Source organism: Clostridium sp. 1001271st1 H5, from assembly GCF_005845215.1.
GTDB lineage: Bacteria > Bacillota > Clostridia > Lachnospirales > Lachnospiraceae > Enterocloster.
Genome location: NZ_SPHO01000010.1, coordinates 46415 through 61228, shown reverse-complemented (window position 1 = coordinate 61228; position 14814 = coordinate 46415). Strand labels below are relative to the sequence as shown.

Below are 14814 nucleotides of genomic sequence, written 5' to 3'. Positions count from 1 at the left end.
GCAAAAGGGAGAACATGATGAAAATCCTGATAATCAATAAATTCCTGAAGCCCAGGGGCGGTTCGGAAACCTATATCATTGAACTGGGCGCCTGTCTGCACCAAAAAGGCCATGAAGTCCAGTATTTTGGCATGGACGACCCGGACAGGACTCTTGGCAATGCCAGCAATCTGTATACATCCGGCCTGGATTTCCATACCAGGGGCATGAGACGTTTTAAGTATCCTTTTTCAATCCTGTATTCCAGGGAAGCAAAGAATAAGCTGGAGCAGGTATTGAAGGATTTTAACCCGGATGTAGTCCATCTGAACAATTTTAATTATCAGCTGACCCCTTCTGTTATTTACGGAGTCAGGGCCCATGATAAAAGGACGGGGAAAAAGACGGCCATATTCTATACGGCCCATGATTACCAGCTGCTTTGTCCCAACCATATGCTCAACTCGCCCGGGGACGGGCAGAACTGTGAGCTTTGCGTGGACGGACGGTATCAAAACTGTGTCAGGAAAAAATGCATACATTCATCTCTGGTAAAAAGCATATTGGGCGCTGCAGAGGGAGCGGTCTACAGAAAACTTGGCACATACCGGTATATAGACCGGATTATATGCCCCAGCCATTTCCTGGAGACAAAGATGAACCAGGTGGAGCTGTTCAGGGGCAGGACTGTGACACTTCACAATTTTGCCGGCAATATGGAAGTGCCGCCAACACACAAAAAAGATTACGTCCTGTACTTTGGCAGGTATTCCAGCGAAAAAGGCATGGGAACCCTTTTAAAGGCATGCCGGGAACTGCCGTACATTCCCTTTGTCTTTGCGGGCAGCGGTCCTTTGGAACGCCTGGCAGAGGGGGTGCCCAATATAAGAAACATCGGTTTCATGACCGGTGAGGCTCTGCACAAGGTAATACGGGAGGCCAGATTCAGCATTTATCCGTCTGAGTATTATGAGAACTGTCCCTTTTCCGTGATTGAATCACAGCTTCTTTGCACTCCTGTCCTGGGAGCCAGGATAGGAGGGATTCCGGAGCTGATAGAGGATGGGGTAAACGGGGCTTTATTTGACAGCGGGAATTTGGAGGACCTGAAGGAAAAGATAAGGAACCTGTGGAATTCACCGGCGCTGTGTTCAGCCTGGGCGGAGAACTGCGGAAAGGTCCGGTATGACACAGCAGAGACATATTGTGACAAGCTGATGGAATTATACAGAGAAGAATTGAGACAGTAAGGAGAAGCAATGGCTGGGAAACTATACGGAACCGTAATTGTCACATACCGCTGCAATGCGCACTGCAATATGTGCGACTGCTTTAAATATCCAACAAGGCCGGAGGAGGAGATTACACTGGATGTAATCAGGAAGCTGCCGGATATGGCCTTTACCAACATAACGGGCGGGGAGCCGTTCATACGCAGGGATATGCCGGATATTGTAAGGGAATTATACAAAAAATCGGACAGGGTGGTTATTTCTACCAACGGATATTTCACAGACCGAATCATTGATTTATGCAGGGAATTTCCAAGGGTGGGAATACGAATCAGTATTGAGGGACTTAAGGAAACAAATGATTTAATCAGAGGCATTCCGGATGGGTTCAACCGGGGATATGAAACACTGACAACGCTGGTTGGGATGGGACATCCTGATGTGGGCTTTGGCATGACGGTCCAGGACATGAACTGTGAGGACCTGGTGCCATTGTACCGTCTGTCTGACCAGATGGGGATGGAATTTGCAACAGCCACCCTGCATAATTCCTTTTATTTCAGGAAAACGGATAACCGGATTGAGGATAAGAAAAGGGTTGCCGGGAACTTTGAGAAGCTGATTAATGAACTTCTGCAAAGCAGCTCCCCCAAAAAGTGGTTCCGCGCATATTTCAACCATGGACTGATTAATTACATATATGGAAATAAACGTCTGCTTCCCTGCGACATGTCGAGAGACGCATTTTTTATTGACCCGTACTGCGATGTGATTCCCTGCAATGGCATGTGCCGTAAGGCTGTCATGGGAAATCTGAGGGAACAGGAGTTTGAAGAGCTGTGGAACTCGGAACAGGCAAGGCAGGTCCGGCGGCTTACCAGAAGCTGTGACAGGAACTGCTGGATGATTGGAAGCGCTTCGCCTGCAATGCACAGATATATCTGGATACCCGGATGGTGGGTTTTAAAACATAAATTCCTAAAGGGAGGCAGATACTCCCTGGATGAGAATCCATTTATAGCTTAGGCGTGAAAACAGGAGGGCCTGAAATGACAGAGTACAGGAAAAAGACACCCAGGAAACAGAGATATGCAATGAATCACGATGCATTGACCGGCCTGTACAACCGGGAAAAGATGTTCAGGGAAACCCGGCGCATGGTGGATGCACATAGGGACATCCGGTTTGTGTTCCTGAGATTCGATATAGACAGGTTCCGCCGTTATAACACTGTATTCGGAGAAGGAGAGGGGGATGCGCTGCTGCTGTTTCTGGCAGGGAGTATAAGAAGGATATCAGACTATGTGGAAATCAGTACATACGGAAGGACGGTTGCAGATACCTTCTGCATATGCGAACCCTATGACTATGAAACAGTAATCATGCAGGTGGGGATGGTGCGGGACGATTTGGGGTCACGCCATAAGGATTACCTGCTGGAGCCCACTGTAGGAGCATATATAGTAGATGAACCTGACCTGCCTGTGGAAGAGATGTATATCAGAGCCTTTGCGGGAAGCCGGAAATGTAAATACCAGTTTGGGTCTTACCTTGGTTTTTATGACCCGGACCAGGGGAGGAGGGAGGCGGAGGAGGCTGCCATTGTCAATGGAATGCAGTATGCGCTGGACCAGGAGCAGTTCGTCATCTACTTCCAGCCTAAATTTGACCTTACAGACAACAGGGACTATGGGGCGGAGGCTTTGGTGCGCTGGAAGCATCCGGCAGTAGGTTTGATTTTTCCAGGCAAGTTTATACCTGTCTTTGAGAAAAACGGGTTTATCACCAGGCTGGATTACTATGTCTGGGAGCATGTGTGCCGTTTGATGGGTAAATGGCGCGGCGACGGCATATGCCTGTCCCCCATGACCGTCAACATTTCCAGGATTAGTCTCTACAATCCAGGATTAGCGGATATGTTTCTCGGACTGATTGAAAAATACGGCATCCCCATATCCCTTCTGAATCTGGAAATAACGGAAAGCGCATGTGTTTCGGAACCGGAACTGATGCAGGCAGCTGTGCAGAGACTGCGGCAGGCAGGGTTCATCATTTTGATGGATGATTTTGGAAGCGGTTACTCTTCCCTGAATATGCTAAAGGACATTGATGTGGATGCCCTGAAGGTTGACATGCAGTTCCTGGCCAACGGCATTCTGACGGAAAAGGGAGAAATCATACTGGCCAGCGTCATCCAGATGGCTGACAGGCTGGGAATGCCAGTGATTGCAGAAGGGGTGGAGACAGAAGAACAGAAGAGGCTGCTGCACAGGATAGGATGCAGGTATGTCCAGGGTTTTTACTATGAACGCCCTATACCGCAGCAGGAATATGAGGCCAGGTATATTTACAGGGTGAAAAAGAAGTGAGGAGGCCTTCAGATGAGTCGGAATGAAAATAGGAATGATAATGGGGATGCAGTCAGGCAGACAGAGGATTTCATTGTACCGGACCGGGCCAGCACAATGCTGGTCTGTATACACGGAGGCCGGGAGGCAGGCATATATGGGGATATATGCAGCTGCTATCTTAAGGATGCGGTGAAGTTTGAGGGGGCAGGGGATTTGGTATTAAAGCTGGACCGGATATGCAGCTGGCTGGGAGCGCCCTGCTCCAAGGCAGAGCCCCGGTTTCTGAACAGGGATATGGAAAAGCAGTATCAGACCATGGCGGCTGCGCCCCTTGAAATAATCAGGGATAAGCAGATGGGAGGTCTGGACCAGATACCGTTCCATCAGGCCCTTCAGGCCCGGGAAGTGCTGGCGGTATACATAAAATTCAGGGAGAACTCCAGTATACAGGGCAGTATCAGGGGAAGGCTTACCGGTGGTAAAATAGTGAGTTTCAGAAGCGGACTGGAGTTAATGCGCATGCTGTGCATGATACAGACGTGAACTTCCGGGCCATCAGACAGTTCCGGGAGCAGCAGGGAAGAAGGAATAAGGTATGAGGAATGCCAGGACAAAGCATCTGGATTTCATAATAGGCGACATTACGGCCTTGGAGCTGGCCCACGGCCTGGTGGTGATACTGAGCCAGGAGCGGGTGCAGGGGGAATGGTATATCAGCTATGTCCAGCTGGGAATCATGCTGGCGGCCATTACACTGTCGGTAGCCTTTTTTTCAGATGGCTACAGAGGAATCCTGTACAGAGGGTATCTGAAGGAAATGGAAGCAGTATGCAGACATATGGCCGTTACCTTTGCCATAGAGGCGGTATGCCTGTTTGCCTTTCGAATCAGCGGGATTTTCTCAAGGGTGGTCCTGTTTGCCGCCTTTTTTGCGGGAATTCTCTTTATGTATGGGGAACGGCTGCTGGTTAAACGGTACCTGACCAGGAAGTTCCGCAAGATTAAGTATGCCAGGACTCTGCTGGTGATTGCCACTGAGCAGCAGGCAGGCATCTTGCTTGAGCGGCTTTGCGCCCATCCCTTCACGGTTTTCCACATCCAGGGCCTGGCAATAGCTGACCGGGACATGAAGGGAGCAGAAATCCATGGGACAGCCGTGAGCTGCACCATGGACGAGGTGACGGAATATGTGAGGGGCCATATCATTGACGAGGTATTGATAAGCATGCCGGGAAAGCCGGAGGAAGAGGCGAAACTGGCGAAACAATTTCTCTCTGTAGGAATGGTGGTACATATCTATATGGAACAGTATCTGGAGGAAATTCCGCACAAGGAGCTGGAACGGGTCAACGGCATGAATGTGATATCCTGCTTTAACCGGGAGATTCCCATGCAAATGCTGTTCTGCAAGCGGATGCTGGATATAGCGGGAGGACTGGCAGGCTGCGTTATGGCCTTTTTAATTGGAATCATCGTGGGACCGCTTATCTGCATCAGGTCGCCGGGACCTGTCCTGTTTTCCCAGATAAGGGTGGGAAAGAACGGCAGAATGTTCCGCATCTACAAATTCCGTTCCATGGTCAGGGACGCAGAACAGCGGAAGGAGAGCCTGCTGCCCCAGAATAAGGTTAGGGGAAACATGTTTAAAATGGACGATGACCCCAGGGTGATTCCCGGCATTGGACATTTTATCAGAAGGACCAGCCTGGATGAATTCCCGCAGTTTTACAATGTGCTGAAAGGCGATATGAGCCTGGTTGGCACAAGGCCGCCAACGGTTGATGAGTACGAGGCATACAGCTTTGCCCACAAAAAGCGTCTGGCCATGAAGCCGGGAATCACCGGTCTGTGGCAGATTAGCGGAAGAAGTGATATCACGGATTTTGAGGAAGTGGTTAAGCTGGACAGCCAGTATATAGATGAGTGGAATATAGAAATGGACATAAAAATCATACTGAAGACCCTTCTTGTGGTTATGGAGCGCAGAGGGGGAGTGTAGGTACGGAACATGAATCCGTCATGGCATTGGCTGTGGCGGATTCTTTTGTTTTCTGGTATGATATAGAATGGTTTGGAGGGATTTAAATGAATATCCTGGACGAAATTGTGCAATATTCACAAAAACAAAAAAGAAAAACTGGTAAAAGTAAGCATTGATTATGGTTGAAACGAATAGTATACTGATTGTATACAATAAGTAAAACAATTTCGTGTCTGTTATAATATAAATGGAATCAGGAGGAAGGCATGAAGGAATCGAAAAAAGCAATCATATCCAACGAGGTTTATGAGGCAATAAAAGGCAAGATACTGCGTATGGAATTAAAAAGCGGGGAACCTCTGGTGGAGGAGGACCTGGCCAGGGAATTTGATGTCAGCAGGACTCCAATCAGGGACGCCCTGAAGCGGCTGGAGCATGACGGTTTCGTGACCATCATCCCCTACAGAGGGAGCGTTGTCAGGGAAATCACCGAAGGGGATATTGTGGAGATATATACGATTCGCCAGGCTCTTGAGAGCATCTGCGTGAAAAACGCGGTCCCCATCATATCGGAGGCCAATATCCGGCAGATGGAGGATGACTGGAACAAATCCATGGAGGAATTTGAAAGCCGGGATTACCATAAGTCTGCGGACACGGGAAACCAGATTCACCACATGCTGATATGTGTGGGAGGCAGCAGACGGATTCTTCAAATCATCAATAATCTGCGGGAGCAGACACAGCAGCTCAGTATCATGGCCTCATCACTGCCCGGGAGGATGGAGAAATCCAACCAGGAACACAGGGCCATCATTGATGCGGTAAAGGAGCGGGATGCACAGAAGGCGTCCAAGCTAATGGAGGAACATATTTACAGTACGCAGCAGGACATGTTAAGTGCCCTGAGAAATACCAGGTTGTGGTGATTTCCGCAGCCATATCATTTTAATTACCGGTGAAAGGAGGTTTCCATCCTATAAATTGTATACAATCAGTATACTAAAAGTTCTAAAACATGCGGAACCAGTGATTCAGAACAAACATATAAGGGGTAGAACAAGATGAAGATTACAAAAGTGGAGTCAATGATACTGAGGGTGCCTTTGGGCGAAAAACGTTTCTTTTCATCCCAGTGCGGGTTCCCGGAGCGGAACAGCCTTCTGGTAAGAATCGAGACGGACCAAGGCATCTACGGATGGGGGGAGGGAGGCCAGTACGGCCCTCCGGAGCCGGTAAAGGCATGTGTGGACCATGTGCTGGCGCCCATGCTGCTGGGAAGGGACCCCATGGACAAGGGCATATTGTGGGCGGACATGTATAACCACACCAAGGATTTCGGGCAGAAGGGCACCTACATAGAAGCCATCAGCGCGGTGGACATTGCACTGTGGGATATCTGCGGAAAGCGGATGGAGGTATCCGTGGGACAGATGCTGGGGGGACTGAGGCGTACCCATGTGGCGATGTACGCAACCGGATGCTATTACCGGGGAGAGGATTACCTGGGAATGGGCAGAACCCTTGATGAGCTTAGGGAGGAGGCTGCAGGTTATGTTGAACTGGGGTTCCAAAACCTGAAAATCAAGGTGGGCCTGCTGTCTGTTGTTGAGGATGCCCGCAGGGTAAGGGCCATCCGGGAGAGCGTGGGGGACGGGGTAGGGATTTTCGTGGACTGCAACCACGCCTATAACAGTTATACAGCCATCCGTATGGGACGGGTATTGGAGGAGGAGAATATTCTCTTCATGGAGGAGCCGGTCATACCAGAAGACCTGGAGGGTTACAGGGAGGTGCGGAACAAGCTGGATATCGCTATTGCAGGAGGCGAATGCGAGTATACCCTGTATGGATTCAAGAATCTCATTTCCAGGGGATGTATCGACATTGCCCAGCCGGATATCTGTGTCAGCGGCGGGCTGACTGAGTTCCAGCGGATTCATGCCCTGGCCGCCGCCTATGGCATAAATGTGATACCCCATGTGTGGGGGTCCGGCATAGCCCTGGCAACGGCGCTGAACGCGATTTCCGCCCTGCCGCTGTCTCCCCATACCGCCAATCCGGTTCCGTTCCAGAATGAACCCATGGTGGAATATGACCGCAACTTCAATCCGCTGAGAGATGAGCTTTTAAAGGAGCCGATTGCCATTGAGGAAGGCAAGGTAAAGGTGCCGGAGGGATTCGGTCTGGGAGTGGACATCAACGAGGAGGTGCTGGCCAAGTACAGGGCCGACCTATAGAACAGAACGGTATAAGATACGGTATGGAGTACAGGAGGTGAGGGGAATGGAGAAGGTGACAGGCAATCCGGATTATGTGGTCCAGATGTACGGCATAACGAAGAATTTCGCAGGAATAAAGGCTCTGGACCATGTGGATTTTTTCCTGGAGCCGGGTAAGATTAATTGTCTGTGCGGGGAAAACGGGGCAGGAAAATCCACGCTGATTAAAATTCTCTCCGGTGCGTATCAGTGCGACGAGGGAATTATATTCATGGGCGGGGAGCAGGTAAAGCCGGCCAATCCCAAGGCGGCAAGGGCCATGGGTATTAATCCCATTTATCAGGAGCTGGATTTGGTGGACTGCATGTCCATTGCAGAGAACATTTTCCTGGGCAATGAGATAAAGAAAAATGCCTTTCTGATTGACAGGAAGAAGATGATACAGGAAGCGGAAGCCCTTATGGAAGAGCTGGGAATTGAGCTGGATGTGAGAAAACCTGTGGGCCAGCTCAGTGTTGCCCTGAAACAGATGGTGGCCATTGCCAAGGCCCTGTCCATTCAGAGCAAGGTGCTGATTCTGGACGAACCCAGCGATGTGCTGACCGGCAGGGAGCTGGAGGTGCTGTTTAAGACCATTGGGAAAATTAAGGCCAGGGGAGTGGGAATCGTGTATATCTCCCACCGCCTGGAGGAAATATTTGAAATCGGGGATGTGATAACAATTCTCAGGGACGGGATGCTGATTGATGTGATGGATGTCAGGAATACCACCAGAAAGGAACTGATTCAGAAAATGGTGGGCCATGAGGTGGACGAGGACATCACTCCTCAGTATGGCGACCCGTCTAAGCCCGTGGCCCTGGAGGTGGAGGATTTAAACCGCGGTACGGCATTGAACCACATATCCTTCTGCCTGCGTTCCGGGGAGATACTGGGGGTGGCGGGACTGGTAGGCGCAGGCAGGACAGAGCTGGCCCGCGCTGTCATCGGAGCAGACCCCATAGACAGCGGCACTATCAGAGTCTTTGGAAAGGAGGCCAGGGTGGATTCGCCATCCAGGGCGTGTGAATACGGTATTGGCTATATTCCGGAGGACCGAAAGAACGACGGTCTGGTACTGATACAGAGCGTTGGGAACAATGTGATTCTTACGGTGCTGGACAAACTGAGCCGTCTGGGCCTGCTTCAGAGAAAGAGGATAAACAGCACCATAGAGAAGTACATACGGCAGCTGAGCATTAAGTGCAGCAGTCCCGCCCAGCAGGCAAGGAACCTGAGCGGAGGAAACCAGCAGAAAATTGTAGTGGCGAAATGGCTGGCTACCGGTGCCAGGATACTGATTCTGGACGAGCCCACCAGGGGAATCGACGTGGGAGCCAAAACAGAGATATATAACATTATCCGGGAATTTGCAGAACAGGGCCATGCAATTATGCTGATATCCTCTGAGATGAGCGAAATCCTGAATATCAGCGACAGAATCATGGTGATGTCCGAGGGCAGCATAACAAAGGATTTTGACTCCAATCAGGTATCCCAGGAGGAGCTGCTGGAATACGCGCTTCCCAGGTCTTTAAGAAAAGGAGATGGGGCCAATGGTTAGTAAGAAGATACGGGATAATATGATTTATGTGTTCCTGGCAGTGTTTTTCATCGGAGCCTGCGGGGTATCGGAAAATTTCCGCACCATGTCCAACATCATGAACCTGTTCAGTCAGTCCTCCATCATCGGCGTGCTGGCAATCGGCCAGACCATTGTACTGATTACAGGCGGTTTTGACCTGTCCCATGGTTCGTTCCTGGCTCTGGTATCCGTATTGGTGGCCATTCTGATTCCTGTCAGCGCGGCGGGGGCCTTCGGAGCGGCAGCGGCTTCCCTGCTGGTATTGGGACTGGTCAATGCCTTCTTTGTAAACCGGGGAATCTCGCCCTTTGTGGTGACCCTTGGAATGCAGGGAATCGCCAGGACCCTGGCACTGTGGATTTCAGGGGAGAATTCCGTCAATATCTCCTGGCAGCCCATAAACGCCATTGCTTACGGCACCATTTTAGGAATTCCCTGCTGTGTGCTGATTTGGCTCATCCTGACCGTGGCGTTTACCCTGGTGCTGAACCATACGGCAACGGGCAGGCATATATATGCCATTGGCGGCAGCAGTGAGTCCTCCCGCTTATCGGGAATCCATGTGGAGCATGTCCGTTATACAGCCTACGCAATCAGCGCTGTATGCGCTTTTGTAGCCGGAGTTATTTACGTGTCCCGGCTGGGGGTGGGCCTGCCCGACAAGGCCGTGGGCTATGAGATGGATTCCATTGCATGCGCCATCATCGGAGGCACCAGCCTGTTTGGGGGTGTGGGCAAGCTCAGCGATACATTTGCAGGAGTCCTGATTTACGGAATCATAACCAACATACTGAACCTCATGGGAGTTTCCTCCTACTGGCAGAAGGTGGTAAAGGGGCTGATAATCCTGGTGGCTGTTTACTTCAATACCAGGGCAGGCAGAAAGAGGGAGGTGAAGTAGGATGACACAGGAATCAAACAGGAAGGCGCAGGAATCAGACCGGCAGGCGCAGGGGAGAAAGCTGTGGAGCGAATACCGTCTGTTTATTATCCTTTTGCTGATGGCAGCAGTTCTGACTGTCTCCACCAAGGGTCTTTTCCTGCAGAAGAGCAACATCGTAAATCTATTTAACCAGAACGCCATGCTGGGCATCATTGCCATCGGACAGTTCCTGGTTATACTCACCGGCGGTATTGATTTATCCGTTGGTTCGGTGATGATGATGTGTTCCGTGGCCTATGTGCTCTTTCAGGATATAGGGGTGGTGCCGTCCATGGCGCTGTCCGTTTTACTGGGAGCTGCCTTTGGCCTGATAAATGCGGTGCTTACCACCAGGCTGAAAATCAATTCATTTATAACCACCCTGGGAACCATGACCATTGCGGAAGGGCTGGGTTACATATTTGTGGACGGCCATACTGTGTTCAACATTAAAAAGGAGTTTCTGCTTCTGGGAAAGATGAAGATTGCGTCCATATCCATCTATGTGTATTTCTGGATTTTTGCGGCCATTGTCATCATAGCCATCCTTAAATATACATCCTTTGGTGTAAAGCTGTACAGTACAGGCGGAAATGCTTCCGCATCCAGGCTGTCCGGCATCCATACGGACCGCATCATAGGGTCGTCCTATATCATATCAGGGCTGCTGTGCGGCATCGTGGGCATTCTGTACACATCCAGACTGTCGGTGGGGGACCCTTCCGTGTCAGGCACCTTTAACACGGATTCCATTACCGCAGTGGTTATAGGGGGGACATCCATGGCCGGAGGAGAGGGCAGCCTGTTCAATGTGTGCCTGGGAGTACTGATACTGGGTATGCTCAGCAACTTCATGAATACAATCGGTGTGCCAAGCGCCCTCCATGTAGGCTTAAAGGGATGCATCCTGATTGCCACGGTGCTCCTGAACATTTACCAGGGGAAGAACTCAAAGTAACATAAATAATTATATACAGCATTAACAAACACAATCTTATGGAGGTAGAAAACAATGAGAAAAATGTATTCAGCATTACTGGCCGCTGCCATGGTATTATCCCTCGCAGCCTGCGGTTCTTCCGCAAATGAGACAAAGGCGCCTGCAGCGGCGGAAAATGAGACTACTGCTGCAGCCAGGGCAGATGAGTCACAGGCAAAGGGAGAAACCCAGGCACAGGGGAAGACCGGGGCAGCGGAAGCATCCGGGAATGGGGACAGCCATACGGGAACAAAGCTTCTGGCTTTTTCACAGGGGGACAACGGCAACTCCTGGCGTGTGACCAATACAGACGACATGCAGGCACAGGCAGAAGCCAGGGGATATGAGTTTATCTGGGCGGACGCGGGAGCCGACCCCTCCAAACAGCTGTCGGACATCCAGGACTTATTATCCAGAAAGCCGGATATCCTGGTGGTGGCCCCGGTCCAGACAGAGGCCCTGACCCCCTGCGTGGATATGGCTTCCCAGGCAGGCGTTCCCCTTATAACCATTGACAGGGCGGTAGGGGCTGACATTGGCACAGGTACATATGTGGCAAAGATTGAACAGGATTTCACCGAGGTTGGACGCCAGTGCGGCGAGTATGTGGCGGAATTCCTGACAGACAAGTACGGCGAGCCCAAGGGCAAAGTCCTGGAAATCAGCGGAACAGTAGGGGCGTCTGCGTCCATTGACCAGTCAAACGGCATACGGGAAGTATTAAAACAATATCCTGACATCGAAATCGTGGATTCCCAGTCCGGAGACTATTCACGCGCCACAGCCCGTTCCGTTATGGATGACTTCCTGAACAAGTATCCGGAGGGAAGCGTTGATTTTATCATCAGCTACAACGACGAGATGTCCTTTGGCGCAATGCAGGCCATGGAGGACGCAGGCCGTACCGACCTTTTGGGGGCTATCGTTTCCAAGGACGGCATGCGCGACGCTCTGGAAGCCATCACGGAAGGCAGGATTTACGCCTGTGTGCAGTGTACCCCATATTTTGGCGAGACAACCATGGACCTGGTGGAGAAGGTGTTAAAGGGCGAATCCTTTGAGAGCGCCATCAGCGTTCCCTTTACCCGTTTTGACATGACGGTGAACAAGGAAGCAACTGAAAAATATTATCAGTATCTTGTTGACAATGATATGTACTATTAATAGAGTAGATGTATCCGGAAAAATATCACAAAGAATGTATGGAGGTTTTGGCATGGGGTTCTATGAAGGTAAAAAGGTAGTAGTAACAGGGGCCAGCACCGGGCTGGGCCAGTATGTGGCCCAGGATTTCGCAAAAGAGGGTGCCCATGTTGTGCTGGTGGATTTAAAGGACTGCGGCGCCACGTCCAGGGCGGTTGCAGATGGAAAGGGAATAGTACTGGGAAGCGTGATGTGCGATATCTCCAAGGAAGAAGATGTCCGCAGAATGGGGAAGGAGGTTGCGGCCCTTACAGGCGGCCAGGTGGATGTACTGCTAAATGTGGCAGGCATCAATGGCAACAATGCCTGCCTTGTAAAGAATATGGAACTGTCTGACTGGAAAAGGACCATAGACATTAATCTCACAGGAACCATGATGGTGTGCAGGGAGATGATTCCCCTTATGGAGGAAAACGGAGGAGCCATCCTTAATGTTTCCAGCAATGTGGGCAAGAGGGGCCTGCCCTACCGTTCTGATTATGTATGCAGCAAGTGGGCTATTATCGGGCTGACCTGTACCCTGGCCCTGGAACTGGTGGACCATAATATCCGCGTCAATGCCGTGTGCCCGGGCCCCATTGAGGGTGAGCGGATTGGGGATATCCTGAAATGGCATGCAGATGCAGAGCATATTGACCAGGAGGTGTTGTACAAGGATTGGGAAAATGTGCCCATGAAGCGTTTTATGAAACCGGGGGAGGTGTCGGCGGCCATGAAGTTCCTGTGCTCCGACAGCGCCAGCGCCATGACGGGACAGGCACTCAATGTGACCGGCGGGTTCATCATGAGCTGATGGTCAGAGGACAATAAGAGGAAGAAATCATGAAAGCAATCGATATACATGCACATATATTCAGCAGGGTAAACGGACACAACAACAAAGGAACCGTGGTGTCTGAGCATTGGGGCAGAGTGATAAACGGAGGCACAACAGAGCCTTTCATGCCGCCCCTCAGCGACCATACATCCTTTTGCGCTGAAAACCTTCTGGAAATGATGAGGCGGTCAGAGGTGGAAAAGGCTGTATTGCTGCAGAATCCCACCATTGGATGCATCAACGGGGAAATCATGGATGTAGTGGAGCGTTATCCGGATGTGTTTGCCGGGGTGATTCAGGTGGACCCCTTTGGAGCCGGCGCAGTAAGGCAGATGGAGGAACTGGCGGATACGGGCAGGTTCAGGGCGCTGAAACTGGAGATGAGCGACGACTGGGGCTGGCTGGCAGTCCATCCCTGCACCATGTTTCATTATGAAACCATCTATCCCCTGATACGTGCGGCTGCGTCTAAGGGACTCCATGTTATCATTGACACGGGAGCAACCAGGGGAACCGCATATCTGCCGGAAGAGTTTAAGAATATGGTCCGGGAATTTGGAGGAACCTATTTCATATTTGAACATATGGGATATCTGACACCCGGAGGGGACCGGGAAAAGCACAGACAGCTTCTGAAGCTGGGGACCCTGGATAATGTGAGGTTCGGTATATCGGCCATGGGCCAGCTCCTGGCAGAGGAATACCCCTGTCCCACAGCAATCAGCAACCTGAGGGAAGCGTATGAAATAATGGGACCGGATAAGCTTTTGTGGGGAAGCGACTGTCCCACCACGCTGAACCGTTACACGTATCAGCAGATGAAGGACATGGTTGAATTTCACGCCCTTTTCCTGACAGAGGAGGATAAGAAGAAAATCCTGTACCATAACGGGAACAAGCTGTTTTTTGACCATGGGATGAATGGAGAAATGGAGGCATGATATGCTGAAGAATGTACCGAATATATTGTCACCGGAGCTGCTTAAGACCCTGGATGAGATGGGACATGGGGACTGTATCTGCATAGGGGACGGCAATTTTCCAGGAGCCTTCATTGCCAGGGCGCAGGGGGCTGTCTATCTCAGAGCGGACGGACACGGTGTGCCGGCCCTGCTGGATGCAGTGCTGCAGATGATTCCGCTGGACACAAATGTGGAGACGCCGGTCATGCTTATGGATACCATGGAGTGTGACAAGCATCTGGATATAGTTATCTGGAAGGAATATGAAAAAATTGTGGAGGCCCACGACAGCCGGGGAACAGGGGCTATAGGAAAATATGAACGCTCCGAGTTTTATGAACAGGCAAAGAGGGCGTACTGTGTGGTTCAGTCCGGGGAATCGGCTATCTATGGGAATATCATATTGAGGAAGGGGATTGTGTACTGACAGCAGAAATAGTATATCAATCTGAACATTGTGCAGTAAAAGAAACAAAAATGGCTGCGGCCCGTTATGCGTCTTGCATAGCGGGCCGCTTTGAGGTGCAGGACCGGCGTCCGGA

The 14814-nt window shown here is 50.8% G+C and carries 14 protein-coding genes; all 14 read left to right on the top strand.

Annotation, left to right across the window (positions count from 1 at the left end):
• Positions 1-14: 14 nt before the first annotated feature.
• The 14 genes from FGS84_RS16115 to FGS84_RS16050 all read left to right on the top strand — a co-directional run bounded on the left by FGS84_RS16115 (position 15) and on the right by FGS84_RS16050 (position 14699).
• Entirely contained in the window at positions 15-1229 is a 1215-nt protein-coding gene (locus FGS84_RS16115; protein ID WP_319638380.1) for a glycosyltransferase, read from the top strand.
• A 9-nt stretch (positions 1230-1238) separates the two neighbouring features.
• A complete protein-coding gene (locus tag FGS84_RS16110) occupies positions 1239-2237 on the top strand; it encodes a radical SAM protein (protein WP_138309562.1) in 999 nt (332 codons plus the stop codon).
• A gap of 23 nt (positions 2238-2260) precedes the next feature.
• Positions 2261-3580, top strand: a complete 1320-nt coding sequence (locus FGS84_RS16105; RefSeq protein WP_138309561.1) for a GGDEF domain-containing phosphodiesterase — start codon at positions 2261-2263, stop codon at positions 3578-3580.
• 12 nt (positions 3581-3592) lie between these two features.
• On the top strand, positions 3593-4105 hold the full coding sequence (locus tag FGS84_RS16100) for a hypothetical protein (protein WP_138309560.1): 513 nt from the start codon (positions 3593-3595) through the stop codon (positions 4103-4105).
• A 52-nt stretch (positions 4106-4157) separates the two neighbouring features.
• On the top strand, positions 4158-5561 hold the full coding sequence (locus FGS84_RS16095; RefSeq protein WP_138309559.1) for a sugar transferase: 1404 nt from the start codon (positions 4158-4160) through the stop codon (positions 5559-5561).
• 248 nt (positions 5562-5809) lie between these two features.
• Positions 5810-6472, top strand: a complete 663-nt coding sequence (locus tag FGS84_RS16090) for a GntR family transcriptional regulator (protein ID WP_138309558.1) — start codon at positions 5810-5812, stop codon at positions 6470-6472.
• 135 nt (positions 6473-6607) lie between these two features.
• The gene (locus FGS84_RS16085) at positions 6608-7783 is read left to right on the top strand and encodes a mandelate racemase/muconate lactonizing enzyme family protein (protein ID WP_138309557.1); all 1176 of its coding nucleotides are present in this window, start codon (positions 6608-6610) and stop codon (positions 7781-7783) included.
• Positions 7784-7829: 46 nt separating this feature from the next.
• Positions 7830-9368: a sugar ABC transporter ATP-binding protein gene (locus FGS84_RS16080; protein WP_138309556.1), complete on the top strand. Its 1539-nt coding sequence runs from the start codon at positions 7830-7832 to the stop codon at positions 9366-9368.
• Positions 9361-10290, top strand: a complete 930-nt coding sequence (locus tag FGS84_RS16075) for an ABC transporter permease (protein ID WP_171042651.1) — start codon at positions 9361-9363, stop codon at positions 10288-10290. The genes FGS84_RS16080 and FGS84_RS16075 overlap by 8 nt, the downstream gene beginning before the upstream one ends.
• A 1-nt stretch (position 10291) precedes the next feature.
• Complete coding sequence (locus FGS84_RS16070; RefSeq protein ID WP_138309554.1) at positions 10292-11269, top strand: ABC transporter permease; 978 nt, start codon at positions 10292-10294, stop codon at positions 11267-11269.
• Between the two features lie 54 nt (positions 11270-11323).
• Entirely contained in the window at positions 11324-12454 is a 1131-nt protein-coding gene (locus FGS84_RS16065; RefSeq protein ID WP_138309553.1) for an ABC transporter substrate-binding protein, read from the top strand.
• Positions 12455-12506: 52 nt separating this feature from the next.
• Entirely contained in the window at positions 12507-13286 is a 780-nt protein-coding gene (locus FGS84_RS16060; protein ID WP_171042650.1) for an SDR family NAD(P)-dependent oxidoreductase, read from the top strand.
• A 29-nt stretch (positions 13287-13315) separates the two neighbouring features.
• Positions 13316-14251, top strand: coding sequence for an amidohydrolase family protein (locus FGS84_RS16055; RefSeq protein ID WP_138309551.1), 936 nt, complete (start codon positions 13316-13318; stop codon positions 14249-14251).
• A 1-nt stretch (position 14252) separates the two neighbouring features.
• A complete protein-coding gene (locus FGS84_RS16050) occupies positions 14253-14699 on the top strand; it encodes an RbsD/FucU domain-containing protein (RefSeq protein WP_138309550.1) in 447 nt (148 codons plus the stop codon).
• Positions 14700-14814 lie beyond the last annotated feature (115 nt).